This is a genomic window from Pseudobutyrivibrio sp. 49 (assembly GCF_900100545.1).
Taxonomy (GTDB): Bacteria; Bacillota; Clostridia; order Lachnospirales; family Lachnospiraceae; genus Pseudobutyrivibrio.
This window is the reverse complement of record NZ_FNDP01000013.1, coordinates 52,757-75,373: the sequence shown is the minus strand read 5'-3', so window position 1 is coordinate 75,373 and position 22,617 is coordinate 52,757. Positions and strand designations below refer to the sequence as shown.

Sequence of the window (22,617 nt, the reverse complement as noted above, 5' to 3'; positions counted from 1 at the left end):
CATAAAAACAGTAAAAAAATACTAGGAGAGAATAAATCATGAAAAAAATTTATAACTGCGAAAAGAATTATATCTATCGCACACCATTGTCTCCTGCGGAGATGAAGGAAACTGACGAAGGATTATTGGAACTGTGTTCCGATAAAAAATTTCTTGAAAAGGTGAGAATCGCCAGCCGAGGACTTTATGAAAGCATGTGCTTGCTAGTAAAGGAACCAGAGACATTTTCCAAGAAAGCTCGAAGGGAGGTATTAACTTCTGTCTACAAGTATTACGCCAGAGCAACTCGAAGAACAACACCTTTTGGATTATTTGCAGGAGTTGGTGTTGGAAGCTTTGAAAAGGAAGGAAGCCTTGCTGATGTTCAACATACCAGCGAAAAGCACATCCTTCCAGATGCCAAATGGTTGTATGGTTACGTTGAGCAATTGGAGCGAGAATATACCAAGAAGCTGGCATGGAAAATAACAGGAGCAGCCGCACATGATGGTAATCGAATCACATTGATTTATACCAACGAAGATTCAGCGGATGAGAAAAGTATTCGAAGCACACGAGTATTTGAAATCGTAGAAAACTATGCAACTGAATATACTCCATACGAAACCTTGGTTAAAGCCATTCGAGACATCTACATTGATGTAGGAGATGAAGTTATCGATCGTTATCTGACGGAATTGGTAGAAAATCATATTTTGGTATCTGTTTTACGACCTACCTTGGATGAAACAAAACCTATGCACTATTTGCTGGAGACATGCAAGAAGTACGGTATTGGTGATGTTAATGCGTTGGAGGATATCGTATCAGGATATGAGGAATATGAAGATACCGACATCGGAGAGGGCATAGACATATATGAAGAGCTTCAGGAGAAGATGCATAATTTATATGATAGTGATGAATGTCTTCAGGTAGATACCATATTACAGGATAACGGAGTCGTTCTTGGATATGACATGAAAACTCAAATTGAAGATTTAGCTAACTTTTTTGCAGCATTATCTGCAAAGTGCAGTATAGATCATAGAGTATTGGAACAGTATCGAAATCGATTTATAGAGAAGTATGGAATGGACCGAGAAGTGCCGGTGTTAGAGATGATGGATGCAACCATCGGGTTAGGCGCTCCATACGGTTATACCAATCCTACGGATTATCAGACAGTTAATAATATTAGTTCAACTACAGATGAAGCAGTGAGAAAGTACCTGACCATGCTGTATGAAAACGCAATCGAAAATGGAAAAGAGATTCGACTGGATGATCCAGGATTAATTGAGCTTCTGGGTGATGTGGAACCAAATAAAACCTTTGATTCCTTTGATTTATATTTCAATTTGACGGAACAGGATGGTACATACCGACTGGAGTATAACGGCAGTGGTGGCTCACCTATTGGAGGAAGTACCCTGGGAAGATTTTCCATTCATGATTCTCGTATACGTGAAATGTTGACAAACATTCAAGACCGTGTGGAAAGAGAGGGTGAGAAATCCTGTGAGATTCAGTTCTTGCCTGCAGATACACGACATGGAAATGTGTGTCGATCATGCACTGGAAGAGATTACGTCATGGGCCCTTGGGTGCAGCAGGATAAGGAGATTAGAGTAGAGGATATCGTTGTTGGTGTTTGGAACAACCGATTCTATGCGAAGCATATTAAGACAGGTGAGATTATTCGCTTTGGAAGCAGCAACATGTTTAACAAGATGCTCTATCCAAACGTATATCGTTTCTTGCTGGAAATTCATAATGATGATGCATATACATGGTTTGACTATCCTTGGAATCGACTCTTCAAAGATTGCAATCATATACCAGCCTTATTCTATAAAGATATCTGCGTTACCAGAGAGTGTTGGAATTTATCAGCTCAACAGATGGGCCTGCCACTTAAGGGATTGACGGAGGAAAAATTCGCAGAGGTATATGAAAAATATGCAGCAAAACATCATATACCAACAAAGATTCGTCTGGTGCAAACAGACAACAAGATACAGTTGGATACTTCAAACCCATGGGGAATGAAGACTCTCTACGATATCTTTAGGAAAGATCCACTTAGTTCCTTAACTGTAGAAACCAGTGGTCATGAAGAGCTTGCTATGGGGGATGGCCCACATACCATGGAAATTATTGCCAATATAACGAAACGAGAAAAGTTAATGACTCCAGTTTCCATACCGGAAAAGGAAGTTCTGGCAAGGGAGACCTATCTGAAAACACCATTGCAGCAGTGGTTGTATTTCAAGGTTTATTGTAAACAATCTCGTGAAGAGGAAATGATTACCATGGAGCTGAAGGAGTTTGCCAAAAAGATGGAGGAAGAACATGGTATAAGCCACTTCTTCATGAGATATGTAGATGTGCGTACGCATTTACGAATCCGTTTTGGAGGTCAGTCAGAGAATCTATACCGAGCAATGCCAGAAATTCTCGCTTGGTTCAATCGACTGATGGCACAGAATCTGGTGGGAGATTATTCCATCGGAATATATGAGCAGGAGACAGAAAGATATGGAGGAACAGCTCTTATACCATACGCGGAGCAATTATTTGTTGCGGACAGTAGTGTAGTAGAAAACTTACTGTTGCTTCACAGGATGGGACGGACAAAGTTGGATGCCTTCACCATGACAGTAATATCAGTTTTAAGATATACGCAAGAATTTTTTGATACAGTTGACGAGCAACTGGATTTCCTTGAACAGTTTCACGTAGCTACCCACCTGGGTGCCTTTAAAAAAGATAAAAATGAGATGCTGAAATTGTGCGATATAGAACAAAATTGGCAAGGGTTACGTTCAGGTGAAAACGCAGCTGTGATGCCAGTTATTGATATGAGAAATCACGCAATCTACCAGTATAGAGAACAATTGGAGAAGCTGGGTTATGAGAAGAAAAAGGAAATTTTATACAGCGTACTCCATCTGCACTGCAATCGCATGATGGGCATTGATCGCGAGGCAGAAGCTAAGGCTATGTGTTATGCCGAGGGCATTCTACACGCCAAGAAATATCAACTGACACAAGCTCAGGAAGAAATTGCATAGGAGAAAGAAAATGGAGGAACAAAAAAAAGTAACATTTGGGGATATTTTAAAGGCAATGAAGCAGTTGCCTGGAACAATAGATATTTTATCCTCAGTAGATAAAAAATTATTTAGCTTTCTAGTGTTTTTCAGTTTGCTGTCAGGTGTATTGCCGGTGGTCAGCATACTGATTACACAGGGTTTGATTAACTCAATTGTAGATGTAGCAAATTGCTCGATGCAGCGTACGCTAATTCTGGTGGGAGCATTCATAGGATACAACGTTTTATCCTATCTCTTATCTGAGGTCACATCATATGTGACCTCCATCTATCAATACAAATTACAATATGGACTTCAACACCGCATGATGAGCGAGTGTTCCAAGATGGAACTGAAGAATTTCGAGCAGGCACACACTTATGACAAGGTAGAGAAGCTTACAACAGAGATAGGCTATAAACCGTACCAGATGTTTATGGCGGTAATATCTATATTTACCTCAACAATGTCTTTAGTGTCTGTGCTCACTATTCTTGTGATGTGGAAGCCATTTGCAGCACTTGGCATGTTAATAATTCCAGTTTTGGCTGTATTGTACTACTTACGTATTGGTCAGAAGGAATTTGATATCATGTGGAACCGCGCCAGTGGCGAGAGAAAATTATGGTATTACAACCATCTTATGACACATGATTTTTCATTTAAGGAAATGAAGGTATTAAACATAAGTGATTATATCCTTGAAAAGTTCAAGGAGGCTTCTGATGGATTTGTAGTACAGAATAAAACAATCCTTAATCAGAAAACCTTCTTCAACGTGCTTTATGGTATTGCCATCTATCTCTTAAGTGGAATAGTAATTGGATTATCAGTAGTAGATGCTTATTTAGGACACATATTGGTAGGTAATGTAATGAGTATTATTCGTTCTGTATCAATGGTACAGAGTGAATCCAGAGGCATCATGACAGGATTATATATTATTTACAGCTGCTCGCTTTACATGCAGATGCTGGAGGATTTTTTAAAAGAAAACCACAAGGAGCAGTCTGAAGTAACACCAATAGATGACACCATTCAGGAAATTTCAATGAATCATGTAAGTTACTCTTACGATGGCGAGCACAATGCACTTGAAGATATAAATTTAAAGTTTAAGAAGGGTAAGCGCATCGCTATTGTGGGACCTAACGGTTCTGGTAAGAGTACATTGTTAAAGCTGATGGTAGGTCTTTATCGACCAGAAAAAGGAGATATTAAGATCAACGGAGTTAAAAGTACGGCTCTTGATACTGCAAGCTACTATCAACGTATATCAGTATTATTCCAGGACTTTGTAAAATACGAATTATCATTAAAGGAAAATGTTGGCTTTGGTGATATTAGAAACATGGATAGTGAGGAACAAATCAGAGAATCCTTAAAGAAGGTGGGCACACCTTTCCTAGAGGGAGAGGATGGCAATGCAAACTTACAGATGCAGTTGGGCAACTGGTTTGAAAATGGCCGAGAGCTTTCTCAGGGACAGTGGCAGAAGGTGGCACTTTCTCGTATCTATATGAAGGATGCAGACTGCTACATGTTGGATGAACCAAATGCAGCGCTTGATACTTTGTCAGAAAAGGATGCCTTTGACCGTTTCTTCAGACTGTCTGAGGACAAAATGGGTATTTACATTTCGCATCGTTTGTGTGCAGCAAAGAAGGCAGACGAAATAGTGGTAATGCAGCAGGGGCACGTGGTTGATGTAGGAACCCACGACCAGTTAATTGAACGCTGCAAGGTATATCAGGATATGTATGAAGCAGAAAACTATGCAGAGGCAGGTTAATTAAATGGATAAAAACGAAGTTGTAAAAATAACAGTTGAAAAGCTTATGAATTACGAGGAAATGAAGGCATTAATGGAGGATCCAGCCAATAGCCGCAGTGCCTTGGGAGAGGTTATACCCTGGGACCATCGCTCACTTTGCGCTGGTCTTCCAGGCATAAGCCTGGTATTTTCTCAGCTGCTGGATGAAGCAGAGGATGACAGAATGGAGAAGGTGGCAAAAGACTTTATCGCAAAGGCAGTAGAGCAGTGTAATAGAGATGGCTATCCAGATCTAAGTCTACACAATGGAATGGCTGGTTTGGGATTGGCTATTACATCACTGGCACAAAAAACAGGGGGTTACGAGAACGCACTTAAGACCATTAATGGCGCAATTGCAGGTAATTCTAAGGGATTAATTGCCAGAGTAGATGCAAAAGCAATCGTTGGATATGACATTATTTCTGGTCTTGCTGGTATAACCAGCTATCTGCTTTTACATTTGGATGACGATGTTATTTATCATACAGCCGAGGGATTTGTAGATGCGTTAATTCATTTTACTTTAGGGGAAGGAGGATGGCTAGTGCCACCACAATATCTCTTTAGCGATGATGAACGAATCATGTATCCTCACGGTGCATATAATTCAGGGTATGCCCATGGCATTGCAGGTGTATTGGGAGTATTAGCGAAGGCTTATAAAAAAGGCATCAAGCGTCCAGGACAGCTGGAAGCCATCAAGTTGATTATGGATTACTATGAAAAATTTAAAATTCTTGAGGATGACCGCTTCATTTGGAAAGGGCAGTTGTCTTCAGAGGAATATGACGCTGTTATGGCAGGAAAAGCTAATCCTGGAGAAGGTGACTTTTTCCGTAGAGATGCATGGTGCTATGGTGCTCCTGGAATATGTTACGGATTGCTTCAGGCTACCGATGTAGTAACAGATGCAGATATTAGACTTATGGCTATGGATAACATGAAGAAAGCAATTCAGAAGCGAGATGCAAATTTTGCACCAACCTTTTGTCATGGCTATTCTGGTCTTTTACAGATTGCTAAGGCTTCACAAAATGTAGTGGGACAGTATTTTTTACAGGAAGAATGTGACGTCTTGGAAAAATTAATTTTAGATACCTTCGATAAGAGGCTTCCTTTCGGATTCTGTGATCATGAGTATAGTCCAGAGCTGAAAGATTTCAGAGATTATCATGAACCAGGACTTTTAAACGGAAGTACGGGGATAGTCTTGGCATTGCAGGATGATGGAAGTGGAAGAGGTGTATACCAAAGTGCTTTTGGATTATAAATAAAAAATTTTAAAAATAAATTTTAATCTTGATATTTTCTTGAGAATTGCTTGTTATATTTCTCTTGTCGATAAGGAAAGCGACAAATAAATATAGATAAAAAGAAAAAAATAGAAAGGAGGAAAACCAATGGCAAAATTAAAAAACGACTTTGATCTTGATTTAACAGTATCAAAGGATAATACAAAAAGCGCAGATGTGCAGTTCAAAAGCATATCACTTTGTACACCAGGCTGTCCAACAGGAATTTTAATGGGTTGTCATAAGTGCCCTTCAGGCAGCGACACAGTATATACCAAGTAATCGTAAATACGAACTAACAAGTAACTTAATAACAAAAATATTATTAGAAAAAAGGAGAACAAAAAAATGGAAAAATTCAACAACGATTTCAATCTTGATGTAACAGTATCAAAGGACGACACAAAGAAGGCAGATGTAAAGATTACAAGTAAGTCACTTTGCACACCAGGCTGTGTAACAGGTGTATTAATGGGCTGTAACAATAAGACAGCTACATGCAACTGCTCAGTTCATGTTGGATAATCAAAAATAGTAACTAACAAATAACTTAAAAACAAAAACACAAAAATTTATCAGAAAAAAGGAGAACAAAAAAATGGAAAAATTCAACAACGATTTCAATCTTGATGTAACAGTATCAAAGGACGACGCAAAGAAGGCAGACGTAAAGATCACAAGTAAGTCACTTTGCACACCAGGTTGTGTAACAGGTTTATTAATGGGCTGTGCTGGATCGTCAGCTACATGTAACTGCTCAGTTCATGTAGGATAATCGGAAATACTAACTAACAAGTAACTAAAAAAACAAAACTAAAAATATTAATCAGAAAAAGGAGAACAAAAAATGGAAAAATTCAACAACGATTTCAATCTTGATGTAACAGTATCAAAGGATGACACAAAGAAGGCAGACGTAAAGATCACAAGTAAGTCACTTTGCACACCAGGTTGTGTAACAGGTTTATTGATGGGCTGCGCTGGATCGTCAGCTACATGTAACTGCTCAGTTCATGTTGGTTAATCGTAAACAGGAAAGGCTAATCAGTAGTTTTTACTGATTAGCCTTTTTTTGAAAATGAAAATTCAATTTAAATCTTTAGAAAATCTTTAGAATTAGATTTTAAGATAGACGTAAATAAGGAGGAGATACAGATGATTTTAAGAACAGAAAATCTAACAAAAAAGTATTTTGGCTTTACAGCCGTTGAAAATGTGAATCTGGAAATTCCAGAAGGAAAGATTTATGGATTGCTGGGACCAAATGGAGCAGGAAAATCGACAATATTAAAAATGATTACAGGAATTGCGAAGCCAACCAGCGGAACAATATATTATGATGAAAAGCCATGGACAAGAAAGGCTCTAGCCGATATAGGAGCATTAATTGAGATGCCTCCAATTTATCCTAACCTGACAGCATATGAGAACATGTTGGTGAAGGCAAAGCTTTTAGGAGTACCTAAGGAACGTATTCAGGAGAAGCTTGAGATTACAGGAATTGCAAAAACTGGCAACAAGAAGGCAGGAGATTTTTCTCTTGGAATGAAGCAGAGACTTGGTATTGCTTTAGCTTTACTAAATGATCCAAAGCTTCTTATTTTGGATGAACCTACTAATGGATTGGACCCTTACGGTATTGAAGAGCTACGTGAATTGCTGAGAAGCTTTTCAAAGCAGGGTATTTCTATTATTATGTCCAGCCATATCTTAAGTGAGGTTCAGATGATAGCAGACGCAGTAGGCATTATTTCAGAAGGACATGTAGTATATCAGGGAATGATTACACCTGAGGATGATTTAAATGCTATTTTCATGGAGTACACAAAAAATAGGAGGTTAGTAGGATGAATTATGTAATCGCAGAAACAATCAAGACACGAAGAACAATACTAAGTTACTTTATATTTTTAGCACCAGTCATTAACGTAATTTTATGTTTCTTGATGGCAGGCTCATTAAATATTCAAACTTTCGAATTGTATTGGTGGTCTACATTTATGATTCCAGCATTAACAGCACTATTTTGCTCTGAACATGAACGCCAGAATAAAAAATCTGGAAATGACAAGATGCTTTACACCTATCCAATCGATCTTTACAGGTTTAGAAATGCAGGAATCGCAGCTCTTTCTGTAAAACTGTTTTGGGTATATTTAGCAATGGCAGTGGTATCTGTAGTTTCAACATTCTTTCTTGGAGTATTACGCATTTCCTATGGAGTTGCAGTAGGAAGCTACTTAATCCTTTATATTTGTAGTCTTTGGATGGTTCCTGCTTGCTTATTGCTAAGCAGATACATGAACATCTATATTTTATTATGTGTACATGTGGTATTGAATATTATGCTTCCAGCATTTGTGGCAGACACACCTCTTTGGGTAATTTGTCCGTACAGCTATGGACCAAAGGCAATCGAAGCACTCGCGGGTATCAAAGTATCAGGCGATTACATTGCGCCACAGGGAGTTAATCTTACAGTTTTAATTGCAGTGGCATTGTCGTTAGTGGTATTCCCTGCTTTATCTATTTGGGAATCTAAATTATATAACAGAGGATTTTTTGAGAAGAGGGTAAAGAGTAGATGATACAAGCACAGATAATCAAATTAAGACGTACGCCATTCATTTGGTATCTTGCAATAACAACCATTGGTATTATTAGCATGTTTGTTTTATACAACCTGATATATGCCTGGAAACCATTGGGAGAGAGGTTACAGCTGTTATACGAGGTTTATGGGGTATTCCTTCCATTACTCCATGGACTGACCGTATTTTTCCTTATAAATCCAGAGGAACAGATGGCAAATATGTATCAGCTTCTGTCAGTACGGAGGAGAATAATGATGTTTCTCTCTCTTACGTTCATGGTGTGGGCAATAGAAACAATACGTTTAATTCTTACTTTTGCAGCAGTGGGAATTCAAACAGGAATTGCCTTGACAGGAAAAGACATCCTTTTATTTATCATAGGTGAAGCAATATTATCTGTAATCAGTATTCTGTTCCACTTGTGGGTGAATTTGAAGTTTGGCGTTGCCCTTTCCATGTTCTTTGCTGCACTTGAAGTGTTGCAGTCTGTAATGTATAGCAACATCACCATTGTTGGAGGTTGGAGATACTTACCTACAGCCTGGGCAATGGAGTGGAAGAGTGATGTCGTAAATCAAACCTGGAATAAACAGCTTCTTTTCTGGGGCAAATGCGTAATGTTGATTCTCATTACAACTGCACTCTTTAGTGCGTGGTTTCAGCGCTGGGAAGGAAGAAAGAAGTGATAAAACGACAAATTATACTGGAACAAACGGTAAAAGGTTGGAGTTAGATGCATAGAATAGTGTAAAAAAATACAATTGAAGGCAATAAACGTGTTACTTCCGTCAATAACGTAAATATGGCAGGTCCCTTTGATAAGGTTATTACTGTAAACGACTAGTCTAAATGTAACGAACAAAAGAAACATTGTGGGTAATAACAAGAATAGGAGATCAGCATATGGAGAAGATTTTGATTGTCGGAGAAGATTTAGATTTAGAAAAAGAAATGTATACCTGGCTAATACCAGATGGATATGAAGTTGAGGTGCTACGTTCTTATGAGTATGACCATCTTAAGAAAAAGAAGATTGATTTGATTCTGTCTGAAATCCCAGAAGAAGGAGCAGACATCTATTACAAGGATTTGATTAACACATTTGATTGCAAAATAATTGCAATCGTTCGAGAAGAGGACGTGGATGAACTTCAGGAGTGTGGTGATGCAGGAGTTAGAGATTATATATTCATGCCAATACGTAAGAAGGAGCTTCTTACAAAGGTAAAGTGGCTGGTACAAAAAAATTCCTGTCAGGTAGAAAATTATTCCGGAGTTTTATTCAGCAATCAGGAATACAAGGTTTGTATTAATAATAAATGGATATACATGACCAGAAATGAGTATCGCATCTGTAAGACTCTGGCAAAGAATTCGGAACAGACTTTTACCAAGGATCATATTTATGATTTCATTTATGATTTGGAAAAGGATACTCAGATAGAAACAATAACAGAGTATATCTATTCTATTCGCAAGAAGTGCAAGGAAGTAGCGGTGAACCCAATAGAAACCATTTGGGGGTTGGGATATCGCTGGAATTACGAAGAATGTATGTGATATAATGAAAATAAATAAAGGATAGGTCAGGTTTTACTTAAGGCCAATAATTAATAACTGATTTTAAGCCGATAACTAAGGAGAGACTAATGTCTACAGACGAGAAGATCGCTAGTGTACAGGCATCCTTTGCTATGGAGGATATGATTCTCACTGCTGAGGAGATTGAGCGTGGGAGAATGATAATTGAAGATAAGGTAGATGTGGAAGATGTAGTTCGAGAGATTACATCCAGATATGTTTCAGTAGGATAAGCCTATGATGGATGAATATTACCGTTATGAGTACGAAGATAACGGCCAGTACTGTTATCCACATACTCACATTCTCAAGAACAAACTTGATATTCACGACAAGGATGAACTGTTCAAGGTGGAGCAGGAGCTTAGCTCTGCCAGATACTTTGAGCTTGTGAAGCATCCAATTCCTGGCGATTTTTCTTTAGACCACCTATGCGCCATTCACAGGTACTTGTTTCAAGATATATACGACTGGGCGGGAAAGATTCGCACAGTCGACATTTCAAAAGGCACGATTTTCTGCCTTACTCAGTTTATAGAGATAGAATTTAAAAAGGTTCAGGAGTGGCTCATAAATAATGAGTACCTTCAGGATGTACACGATAAAGAGGTAATGGCAAAGCGCTTGGCTTACCTAATCGGTGAGATAAATATGATTCATCCATTCCGAGAGGGCAATGGAAGAGCCCAGCGTGTGTACATCGAGTATGTTTGCAAAAACAGTAAGACCTTTGATATTGATTTTTCAAAAACTACAAAGAATGACATGATACTTGCCAGCAAGGAATCAGCGGTGTTGAACTACGAGCCTTTTGAGGAATTGCTGTATATATGTCTGGTAGAAATGTAAATGATAGTCTATTAAGAGGGAATGGTTGAATTAAAGCCATTCCCTCATACTTTATTCATAGAAATTTCATAGTTAATACCCCTTAACATTATAAAATTAATAATAATTACAGCCGATATTGAAAGTGTAGTAGTATATCTGCGTTTATTTTTGCGTGCAAAAATATCCCAGAAAGCTGCTAAATTTCAAGAAAGACATGGAATATGGGGTTTTTCATGTAAAGGGGAATTGGCCTATGAGAGAGAACTTAAACGCAATCAAAAGATTAGTGGCGTTTACGCTCACAGTTCTGTTGCTGGGAACAACTATCTGGAATGATGTGTTTGTAATAGCGACAGAAGAAAATCACTGCTCGGAGTATGTGGATGACCAGACTTATGCAGCCAACATACTTCAACCAGTTGGAGAAGGAGATGGATACTGCGATCACTGTGGTCAGGTAGAGCAGGCTCATGTTCATGCAGAAGAGGAACCTGTAGTCGAAGAAGATGCAGCAGTAGAAGAGGTGCAGTCAGCTGAAGACTCTTCAATAGAAGAGCCGGTTGAGGATATCACTGTGTCAGAAGAGCCACAGCCAGAGATTGAAAACACAGAAGAACCTGTGTCTGTTAGTGATGAAGAAATATCCCCAGAGGATACCCCTGTAATAGATGAAGAAACCCCAGATGAAGATATAGAAGAAACTGACGAAGAAGTTGAAGAGGACGAGGAAGAAGAGGACGAGGAAGAAGAGGACGAAGAGAAGGATAAAGAAGACGAAGAGGAAGAATGCGAGCACGAATGGGAGTACGTTTCAAATAATGATGGTACTCATGTGAAGAAATGCTCTAAGTGTGGTGAGGAAAGTACAGAGGATTGTACTTTTAATGAGGATGGAAAGTGTATCCACTGCGGTTATGTGCAGGAAGAAGAATGCGAGCATGAGTGGGAATACATTTCTAATAACGACGGTACTCACATTAAGAGATGCAAGAACTGTGGTGAAGAGATAACTGAGACTTGCCAGCTGGATGAGAATGGTATTTGCCACGACTGTCTGTATGAGGATGAGAGGCTGATTTATCAGACATTCGAAAAGACTGTTCATGGAGTAACAGTAACAGTATCTGGTTTGATTCCTCGTGGTGCTAAAGTAACTATTTTTAGCAAGCCATTAAAAAAGGCCAATGACATTATCAATGAAAGCATAGAAGAAGGCTCGTTTACTGCATTAGAAGTATTTGATATTGATATTTACAGACGTGGTGGAGACAAATATCAACCAGATGACGATGGAAATGCTGTAGATGTAACATTTGCAAATATTAATCAGATTTCAAATCTAAGTGAAGAGGAAGAAATTGTTGTATATCGTTTAGAAGATAATGACTCCCCTACAGAGCTTGAAAGTGTAGTAGAGGGTGAGGATGTTTCGTTTGAAGCAGAACACTTTACTGACTATGTAGTTGGAACGATATCAGGAGCTACATTTATAGATATCTACAATGTATCTCAATATGGTATGGTTGGTTATTTTGCAGAAGGCACGGCAAATTATACAAGAGTTAATAAGGTTAAATTCTGCTTTAAAGTAAGTGATCCAGGTGACATATATAGTTTTAGAATTACAAGTTTTAAGAATCTAAAGAATAAAAATGATCTTGAATCTGGTACTAGTATTGTTGAGAACAAGTTAGTAGAAGTACAAACAGTAGAGGGACGGTATGAATACACTGTTGACTGTGATTTAGGTGTTTCAAGCAATGATAATGCATATGTTTTACAGGGTAATACATATGGCGTATATGTAATTGCTCTTGATGGTGGTGAAATAGGTTATGGAATAAATCAGGACTTTACTACCTACGGAAAGGATAATACAAGTCTTTGGACTGAAAAAACCTCCTATAAGGGAATATTTGTAGCAGACGGTTGTATCGAAACACAGACATCTATAAGTGATTCAACTACTATTACCAGCATTGCCCCTACAAATGGAGATGCTAGTGGAAGTAAAGCACCTAGTGCAGGAATAACAGAAGGTACAGCAACTACATATATATACGGAATGGGTGATGAAGATACTTTTACAGCCACTCTTTCTAATGGTTCAGAAAGAATTATTACATGGACATCGTCAGCGCCTTCAGTAGTTTCAATAGATTCAACAGGTGCAATAGTATGTAATAGTTCAGGAACTGCGTATATCACAGCAGCGTATGGTAATGGTTCGCCTATTTATGCAGCAATTTCCGTAGTAGATATAACTTTGGATGGAGAGGAGTCTCCTTCTATTACTTATACAGGATCACCAATTACAGTTAATGTTGTAGCCAAAATTGGGTCAACAACGCTGAATGTTAGTAAAACATATGAGAACAATCAGAATGCATCAACGGCTGATCAAAAAGCAAAGGTAACTGTGAAGTATGGTAATTACACATTTATAAAGTATTTTACTATTACACCAATAACACTTACAGCTGCCATGTTCACAAATGCAGCTATAACCATTGAGAATGGGGAAATAGCAAAGGTTGAAACGACTGGCCAAACACCTGCGCCTGTTTATGTTCTTAATAGCCAGACAAATGATTACTCACTTACAGTTACAAATACAAGTATTACTTCAACGGGCATTCTCTATGACGTAAAAATCGAAGGCCATGGCAATTTTACAGGTACAGTAAATACAACTTTGACTAAAACTGGAAATAAGATTCAGGATATTGTAGGTGTAAAGGTAAATGATAACTTTACAAGATTGAATAATCTTTCGTACTCAGGAGCTCCAGTTCAACTTACACCTGATGATAATAATGGATGGAAAGAAGTTCAATTCTACAATATTGATACAGGAGAAACACTTTCAAATAGTATTGTAAATCGAGATACATGTACACCAACAATAACTGCTGTTTCCGCAGGTGGAGTTGCAGGTGTTTCTGCTGGTCAGCATAAAATAACTTTTGCAATGGATACGACTACAAGTGGCTACACAGGCGAGATTTCTCTTACTTTTAATATAAAGAAAAAGTCATTAAGAGATACAACTATCGAATGGAAGAGTGGAAAAACTGTAGAAGAATTTTCACACACAGGAAACACTATTGAACTAAAGGCCGGTTCTAAACCATTTACAGAAGATGATACTGCGCATTTTATTGTAAAGTTAGGAAGCATTATTGTTGACCCATCAGAATATACCTTACCTACAGTATGGCGAAAGGATATAGGTGACTACACACTTACGCTAACAGGAAAGGGCAACAATTTTGAATCAGGAACAAATGTCTCTGCAGATTATAAAATTGTAGCTGATTATTTGATGGATGCCAGAGTCTATATTTCAGATGATGAAATGGCAAAAGATGGTGAGGATACAGGTTACAGTCGTTTATATAATGGAACTGATTCAACGCCAGATGCATATTTATGGATTCCTGGTGAGGGACGTATTCCACACAACGATGATGAAACTTATTATAAAGTCACCTTCCATGACGATAAAGACTGTCAGCAAGCTATGACTAAGAATGTAGGAACGAAATATATTAAGATTTCTCCTACAGCTAGAATGAAGGAAAGTGGTGATGGAGATAACTATTATTATCCAAATGCTAAGGATATTGTTGCGTCATTTAAGATTAATCAGTTGCCTCTATCAAATACAAACTATATAAAAGTCACTCCTGCGGACAGAAATACAACGACGAAGAAAACATTTACGGGTGATAAGGTTACTCTTACAACAAGTACTCCTGATGATACCAACCAAGAGCTTACGGTACAAATAGGTTCTGGCGTTGAGGTTTTGAGAGAAGGAGTGGACTATGAGGTTGTTTATTCGAATAACTACAATGTAGGTGTAGCCAGCTATGTAATTAAAGCATTAACAGGTGCTGGTAGTTCAGGCAATTTCACTGGCTCCTACGAAAGCACAAAGAATAGATTTACTATTGAAGCAGCAACAAATGGAACGACTGCTTCTAATTGGCGTGCATATTTTAAGGTCAATAACGCTCCTGCAGCTACTATCGAGACACAAAAATATGATGGAAAAGAAAAGACACCAGAAGTTATGGTCACAATAAATGGCCAGACAATTGACATTAACGATGAGAAAAATGGTGGTAAGGAAAACTATGCAGTTTCTTGGCATCAGAATATTTCACCATCAGGTTCTGCAGAAGCAGATAAAGCGTATGTGCTTATTGAAGGTAAGAACAATTTAACAGGAACACAAAGGCTTACTTTCAGTATTTCAGCAAACAATGACGAGTATAGGATTAAGATAACTGATAAAGACGCAAAACTACATGATAAAGACACGTCAAACGGCAAAACTTTGTGGAACTATACTTGTGATGATTTAAAGGTATATTACACAGGTAACAAGTATAAGGCCCCGATAACTGTAGGAATAGTGGGCATGTCTGAAGATTTGAGGTATCTTACTGACTACAATTATAGATACGAAAATACGGTTCAAGTAAATAGTTATGATTTAACTAGTAGTACCACTAGAGACGCATCTCCATACCTTTATGTATGGGGCTTGGGAAATTATGCAGGAAATGAAGCAAGGGTATACTTCAAGGTTGAAAAATATGAACTGAATGAATCCAATGTTGAAATAAAGTATGATAAAGCATATTCATATCCTGTAGCTGCAACTTTTGCATTAACAAACCTTGAAATAAAAAAGAAGAGTGATAATTCTGTTTTACAATTAGGCACAGATTATACTATTGATTATGTGGATTCCCCTACGACAGCGGGAATTAAGAAGTTTAATATCAATTTTATTGGTAAGTACACAGGTAAAATTGAAGGAAAAGAATATACTGTCGGCTTGGATATTAAGGACGCCAATGTGAAGATCTCTAACTGGTATGATGCATCAGATGTCTTTGATACTAAGACAGATGGTGGACAAGTATTTGTTACAGAGTGGAGACAGCATGCTCCTATGGTTAGACTAAAATGGAGCAATGGTAAAGAAATCTTCATTAACGAAGCTACAGCCAGAGAGCCAATCTCAGCAGTAGATTTAGATAATACTCCTGGTTATACTGCAAATAATAATGCACAAGATGTAACAGGTATTACAGTGACTGCTAACAGTAGTCTATTTGGTGCGCCTGCAGCAGATAAGGATATTTTCCGTTCTAGAGCCGCAGGTAATGATGAGCCAAACTATAATACTGTTACACTTTCTATTAGTCCAAGTGCGACACCTGCGGGCTATTATTGTAGTGAAGAAGGCGGAGTCCGTGAAATCAAGTACATGATTAAGCCTGTAAGCTTTGCAAAGCTCGAAAGTGCAAGCCATAAGGTATATACCACTCATACTGCATATTACGATTATTATGGTGGTGATATTCCAGTTACTATTGAGGGATATTTACAGAGTGGATCTACAAATAATGACGCGACAAATTATGTATTGAAGGCAGGAGACTATAGCCCAGATCCATTTAAATTAGATGGAAATAATGATGTAAGTAATTCATATTCTAAGGCAATTCATGGTGTAGGTAACTTTACTGACCCTAGAGAGTTAACATTTACAATTAGACAGGGTTTGGTAAAGGTATATATTAAGAGAAAAGCAACGGATCCAGATACAGCTATATTGCCACTTACATCAGGTAATTCTGATCCTACAATTACAACTGTTCCTAATACTACAGCGTCTGAATTCCCATATACGTTCACAGCTGATGAGAATTACTTATATGATGGGGACAAGCATGTTCCAGATATAGTAATAAAAGCTGCAGATGGGGATACGATATTAACAGAAGATGTTGACTACACAATAACAACTTCTAGTCCAGCTAATGCTGATTACACAAGCATTGATGAATATAAGCTTGAAATCAAGATTACTAACACTAACTATGTGCAGGACACAATTAAGATTAACTATAAAATAGTGGCAAATGACATTTCGTCATTTGTTGGTACACTGAGTCCTTTAAAGTATACAGCGTCTACATATAGTATTACGGATATTGCTAATTCAATCAGTAACAAGAGTCTTACTCTTACAGTGAAGGAACCGGGAATAGACGGCAAGGAATTAAAGGTAACTGAGGATTATGTACTGGTAACAGATACCAGTCAAAGTAAGATTGATGAAATTAATGCTGCTTTAAGAAAAAACTATAAGAGTATTCTTGAGCCATCGGCTTATTCGGATGATGGTAAGCCACTGTTTATTCCTTCTTATGAATCGAACTATATCTTCATAGAAGGAAGAGGCACTTATAGCGGATACTGTGCCGTACCATTTACAATTTATCTTGATATAAGCTCTAATAGTTCATCAGATGGATTATCAAGAGTTTATATGGAGGAATCCAAATATACATTAACGCAGGAAACACAGCATAACATTCGTCCTGTAATTAAGTATAAGTCAGCACCAGGTGGAGATTATGATAAGACTTTAGCTACCACTTTGTTGATAAAAGGGTCAACTGAGGATGTATTTACAATTAAGAGAGACAGGACAGGAAAGGCAGGCCCAGATGATACACTTTCTGTAGAGGGTCAGTATATTTGTAGAGGAACGGCAACATCTGTTAAGGATGAAACGGGTAATACTGTATGCTTCCTGGATAATTTATCGAATGCGGCGCTGAGCATGAATCCTTCTGTTTATGATTACACAGGTAAGACCGGTGTAGATTCTATTCAGCCTGTAATAAAGGGAATTTTAGGTACTAAGGGTACAGATTATGAAATATCATATGAATACAAAACTTATAAAACAGATTCTGATTTTGTAAACCCTGCACCTACAGAAGTAGTTAAAGCTGGTTATTATAATGTAAAGGTTAGCGCTACAGCAAATAGCAAGTATTATTCAGCGGATTCCGTTAAAACACTTGAATTCTGGGTAAAATATAACCTTTCTACAGCTACTATGGACTTTATCAATCCAAGTAACAATACGCAATTAGAGGAGAGCGTAGAGTATACAGGTGATCCTTTTGATATGGAAAAGAGAGTAAGAGTCACAGTAAAAGATTTAGGTGACTTATATCTCTATGATGCAGGAGGACATGGAACTGAATTAGTCAAGATTAAGGACAGTGATAAGTCATTTACAAATATAGGAGAGCATCCTGTTACAGTGCTTCCGAAGGATACGGAGCTTGTAAGATCAGATACAAGTTTGACTAAGAACTTCTATATTACTGAGGTGTCACTGAAGACCAAGGCTACATTTGAGTTTGTTGATGATGTTTCGGATTTACGATATACAGGTGGTCCTATAGAACCTGCGGTAAAAGGTTATATCCCTACCGCTACAGGTAAAATAGACCTAGTACAAGGAACAGACTATCGTGTTTCTTATACTGACAATACCAGGGCGTCTGATAGCAATTCGTCAGGTGTAAGAATTACAGGTCTTGGCTCATATGCATGCCCTGCATTTACAACGAATCTAACATTTAGAATTAAACCATTGGATTTAACAGATTCAAAGGACATTGCTAGGATTGAAATTGAAATAAGTGATGCAACATATAATGGATATTATATTAATCCAGATGATGTTGATCAAAATGATCCAGACAAGGGTTATGCAACAGTAAGACCAACATATGCTTTATACTGCAAGGATTCTAAGGGTGTAAGACGTCAGCTGTTGGAAGAAAAAGGCAATGTTACCAGTGGTGATTGGAAGGCACAGGATTGGACTAATAATTACACTGCTAAGGAAAAGGCTGAAACAAATATAGTGAATTCCGGAGCACCTTACTTTAGAATTGTGCCAGGTTCTTCTGGAAATATAATTAATCAAACAGTTGCGTCATTCAATATCAACAAGCGTGATATTAGTAGTGGCTCTGTTACTATTGCCCAGAGAACAGCAGAATACACAGGTGGAGCTATCGACGTATCCAACGTTGTAAAGCTTACAATACCTTATACAAACCCTAAGACAGGTAAGACATTTAATGTTCCACTGACACAAAAGGGTGCATATTCAACATTAGATACCTCTAAGAATTATGATTATGAGGTAACTATCACTGATAAGGATGGTAAACACTATCCAGATGGCAAAATATATAATACTGGTGTATATACAATCGAAATTGCAGGAAAGAACAACTGCGAAGGTCAAAGAGAGGAGACATTTGAGATAACACCAAGGTCTCTCTCAAACAACTTCCATTACTACTATAAGTCAGCAGATAGCAAGTTCTATCCTAAGAATTGGGAAGATTGTTATGTGCCAAGTACTAGCAGCACAACGAACCCTAAGTATGAAGTTGAAGATTCGTCAGATGCTAATGGATTAAAGATATCGATAGATGATGTACCTAAGATTAATTCACCAGAATATCCTAATAATAAGCCTAGCATTACAATCTACGACAAGGGCGCTATAGTGGTTACCACTAATGCTGATGGTACGACAGAGGAGTCTCAGGGTAAAGAGCTTGTTGAAAATGTAGATTATAAGGTAACACCACAGAACAATAGTGGTGCAGGCTCTGCCGGTTGGAGGAGAAATGGTACTGCAACACAGAACGCAGATATAGCTGATGGTTCGCCATATGTAATTATCGAAGGTTTGGGTGATTATAAGGATAGCATTAATATTCCATACAACATTGGTAAGAATATTAATAATCAGGAATGGAAGATTCATTTTAAAGCAAAAGAGGATTATGACTATGATCCAAGTACTGCAGAAGATGCATATCAGCTTACCTTTGAATACAATGGTCAAAACCAAAAGCCAACGGTAACTGTTCGAGATAAGAATGGTGCGGCTACCCTTGCTAGAGGTACTCATTATGATGTGTCATTTACGGATGAAGCTGGTAATGAGGATGCTGTTACTAATGCTGGATATAAATATGTAATTATCACAGGTAAGGGTGATTACTGTGGAACTATCAAGCAGAAGTATAGTATTACCCGAAAAGGAGTAAATGCAAAAGCATATACCCATAATGAAAAGCTGCCAGGAATAGGTGCCTTTACTAATGAGAATCCTATGAAGGCCACAAGCGATGGAAGTGCAGCAGGTACAGAGGTATTGGAGTTTGCACTATCAGGTACTAAGATTGCCAGATTAACAGAAGAAACTGCAAAGAAGTATCTCTATGATACAAAGCTGATTCCATCTGACGATTACAAAGATTATATAGGCTACTACTATGTCAAATATGATGGAGAGGAATTTGTACCTACGGTTACCGTCACAGATAAGACATTATCAACCAATAACATCATTAATAATGATGCTGATTTGCAGCCTATCAATAGTGATACTATTAGCAATGCTAATAAGGCTTCCACATTTAAATATAATGATGTGTCTAAGAAGTACGAGCTTGATACTTACTGTGATGTGAAAATCGAGTTTAAGGTTTCAGCTACTGAGGATACAGAGGCTAGTAACACAGCTGCATCTGAAGCGATAAGTTCTGGCATAGGAAATTATTATGTTCCTAAGAACAGTGCGGCGTTCCACATTCGCTACATCTTAATACCAGATAAATTTGATGAAAAGACCTTTACGGTCACTTTCAAGAATCAGCATAATGATAATAGATATGAATATGATGGAACAGAGCAGACGCCTGATATTTTAGTAAAGGCAGGATCTAAGGAGCTTAAGGAAGATATAGATTACACTATAGAGTACAAGGACAACATCTATCCAGGTGAAGCCAGCATTATAATAACGGGTATCAATAACTATGCCTTGAAGGAGAATGTAGTAACAAAGAACTTCATCATATATGGTGACATAGGTGATGCTGTTACTTATTATCTGGACACTCATGACACTGCGGATGAGAGTGATGATACCTTTGTTATGATAAATGAGCCTATCCAGCAGTACACAGGAACGTATATTACCTATGGCGAGCCAGAGATTTATCTGTTCTTTGCTCCAGATAGACGAGGCGTAAGTAAGGAACTGGCACTGAAGCATGAGGATACAGCTACAGAAAAGGCGGCATATACTGCTACAGGGCATAGGAGAATTAATGAAAACGACGAGTATTCATTAGGCGGATATGTAACCTATACAGGTGTGGCTCCATATTGGACAGGTGAGAAGGAAGTAAGATACAGTGTAGAGTTTAATGCTGATGATGTAAGAATTAAGAATCTTGAGTCTTCCTACACCTATACTGGATTTAACATTATTCCAGACTTTAAGCCAAGTATATCTACTGCTACAGTTACTAAGACAGAGATATCAAAGGGTAGCGGAGAACCATATACAGAGTTTAATGAAAGAGATCTTTCTAACTTTGAAGCAATAGAGAAGGATTACTTCAAGACACCAGGTACATTCAAAGTCAGACTGTCTTATCAGATTGGAGACAGTGCTGAGAAGAAGGGACAGGTTGAGGGTGAATACGAGATTGTGCCAGTAAATCTAAACGCTAATAACGTAAAGGTTCTCTATTCTATCAAGCAGAGATATACTGGTAGAAAGGTTAAGCCTTCAATTGTTGCTTACATTGAGTCTACAAACCTTAGATCGCTTGCTAAGCAGAGGTATGATTTGACAAAGGATAAGGATTACACTATTGATTACAATGAGAGTAATCCTAATGGCAATATTGAGAATGTAGGTTTAATGACTATTAAACGTGTAGAAGGTAATAAAAATATTGCTGCTGCTTCAAGAACAGAAGTCTTTGATATCGTGCTTGGAAGCATCACTGGACTTGGAATAATCGAGAACACAGGAACCACAGCGACAGTTAAGTGGAATCAGGAAATCTATTCTACAGGAACAGAGCTGATGCTCCAGAAGATGAACAGCAGTGGTAATTATATTGATTGCTACACAACACCTATTAAGAAATATGGTTCTGACACTACACACAAGTTTACTGGCTTAACAAGTAGTTCAAACTACCGAGTACAGGTTCGAGCCTTTGTAAATGGAAACCAGAATAAAGGGGTAATTAGCACACTTAATGTACCAACTGGTGTGGCTAGCACAGATATCACTGTAACAAGCGATTCGGCTCAATCTGCTACAATTAAGTGGGATAACTATGGTGATGCTACGCTCTACTACATCTATAGAGCTGAGACATCTTCAGGTGATGGAACTATAGTGGCTATAGTACCTACTAACATGACCTCTAAGCAGTTTACAAATACTAACCTGACAAGCGGTAAGACATATTATTACTACGTTGTCGGTTATTATTTGAACAATGCAGACCTGAAAAGAATTAATGAGTCACCACATATTCCAGTCACAATTAAATAGTTGATTTAAAATTGATGGAGGCAGCCAATGGCTGCCTCTGTTTTTTGTAAGAAGAAATTAATAAGTTGAAAAGGGAAAAAAATTATGATATAAATACAAAGTCTTTTTTCGTTTTTTTCGTTTTATAATCCCATTTGATTTGTGT

14 protein-coding genes are annotated in these 22,617 nt (G+C 37.9%); all 14 read left to right on the top strand.

Going from position 1 to position 22,617, the window contains the following annotated elements; translation table 11 throughout:
- The first annotated feature begins 38 nt into the window (after positions 1-38).
- The 14 genes from BLP54_RS11250 to BLP54_RS11190 all read left to right on the top strand — a co-directional run bounded on the left by BLP54_RS11250 (position 39) and on the right by BLP54_RS11190 (position 22,472).
- On the top strand, positions 39-3,056 hold the full coding sequence (locus BLP54_RS11250) for a lantibiotic dehydratase (RefSeq protein ID WP_090169711.1): 3,018 nt from the start codon (positions 39-41) through the stop codon (positions 3,054-3,056).
- A gap of 10 nt (positions 3,057-3,066) precedes the next feature.
- Positions 3,067-4,869 carry an ABC transporter ATP-binding protein gene (locus tag BLP54_RS11245; RefSeq protein WP_090169708.1) on the top strand — a complete coding sequence of 601 codons (1,803 nt, stop codon included), beginning with the start codon at positions 3,067-3,069 and terminating at the stop codon, positions 4,867-4,869.
- Between the two features lie 4 nt (positions 4,870-4,873).
- Positions 4,874-6,163 carry a lanthionine synthetase C family protein gene (locus tag BLP54_RS11240; protein ID WP_090169706.1) on the top strand — a complete coding sequence of 430 codons (1,290 nt, stop codon included), beginning with the start codon at positions 4,874-4,876 and terminating at the stop codon, positions 6,161-6,163.
- A 130-nt stretch (positions 6,164-6,293) separates the two neighbouring features.
- Complete coding sequence (locus BLP54_RS11235) at positions 6,294-6,467, top strand: gallidermin/nisin family lantibiotic (RefSeq protein ID WP_090169704.1); 174 nt, start codon at positions 6,294-6,296, stop codon at positions 6,465-6,467.
- A gap of 66 nt (positions 6,468-6,533) precedes the next feature.
- The gene (locus BLP54_RS11230) at positions 6,534-6,710 is read left to right on the top strand and encodes a gallidermin/nisin family lantibiotic (protein ID WP_090169702.1); all 177 of its coding nucleotides are present in this window, start codon (positions 6,534-6,536) and stop codon (positions 6,708-6,710) included.
- Positions 6,711-6,783: 73 nt separating this feature from the next.
- The gene (locus BLP54_RS11225; protein WP_090169700.1) at positions 6,784-6,960 is read left to right on the top strand and encodes a gallidermin/nisin family lantibiotic; all 177 of its coding nucleotides are present in this window, start codon (positions 6,784-6,786) and stop codon (positions 6,958-6,960) included.
- A gap of 72 nt (positions 6,961-7,032) precedes the next feature.
- Positions 7,033-7,209 carry a gallidermin/nisin family lantibiotic gene (locus tag BLP54_RS11220; RefSeq protein WP_090169698.1) on the top strand — a complete coding sequence of 59 codons (177 nt, stop codon included), beginning with the start codon at positions 7,033-7,035 and terminating at the stop codon, positions 7,207-7,209.
- A gap of 125 nt (positions 7,210-7,334) precedes the next feature.
- Positions 7,335-8,036, top strand: coding sequence for a lantibiotic protection ABC transporter ATP-binding protein (locus BLP54_RS11215; RefSeq protein WP_330386163.1), 702 nt, complete (start codon positions 7,335-7,337; stop codon positions 8,034-8,036).
- A complete protein-coding gene (locus BLP54_RS11210; protein ID WP_090169695.1) occupies positions 8,033-8,773 on the top strand; it encodes a lantibiotic immunity ABC transporter MutE/EpiE family permease subunit in 741 nt (246 codons plus the stop codon). Before BLP54_RS11215 ends, BLP54_RS11210 begins: the two co-directional genes overlap by 4 nt.
- Positions 8,770-9,465 carry an ABC-2 family transporter permease gene (locus BLP54_RS11205; protein ID WP_090169693.1) on the top strand — a complete coding sequence of 232 codons (696 nt, stop codon included), beginning with the start codon at positions 8,770-8,772 and terminating at the stop codon, positions 9,463-9,465. Before BLP54_RS11210 ends, BLP54_RS11205 begins: the two co-directional genes overlap by 4 nt.
- A gap of 217 nt (positions 9,466-9,682) precedes the next feature.
- Positions 9,683-10,339 carry a response regulator transcription factor gene (locus tag BLP54_RS11200; protein ID WP_090169691.1) on the top strand — a complete coding sequence of 219 codons (657 nt, stop codon included), beginning with the start codon at positions 9,683-9,685 and terminating at the stop codon, positions 10,337-10,339.
- Positions 10,340-10,428: 89 nt separating this feature from the next.
- The gene (locus BLP54_RS15880; RefSeq protein ID WP_155942184.1) at positions 10,429-10,593 is read left to right on the top strand and encodes a hypothetical protein; all 165 of its coding nucleotides are present in this window, start codon (positions 10,429-10,431) and stop codon (positions 10,591-10,593) included.
- A 4-nt stretch (positions 10,594-10,597) separates the two neighbouring features.
- Entirely contained in the window at positions 10,598-11,209 is a 612-nt protein-coding gene (locus BLP54_RS11195; protein ID WP_090169689.1) for a Fic/DOC family protein, read from the top strand.
- A 235-nt stretch (positions 11,210-11,444) separates the two neighbouring features.
- On the top strand, positions 11,445-22,472 hold the full coding sequence (locus BLP54_RS11190; RefSeq protein ID WP_090169688.1) for a ribonuclease E domain-containing protein: 11,028 nt from the start codon (positions 11,445-11,447) through the stop codon (positions 22,470-22,472).
- The last annotated feature ends 145 nt before the right edge of the window (positions 22,473-22,617 follow it).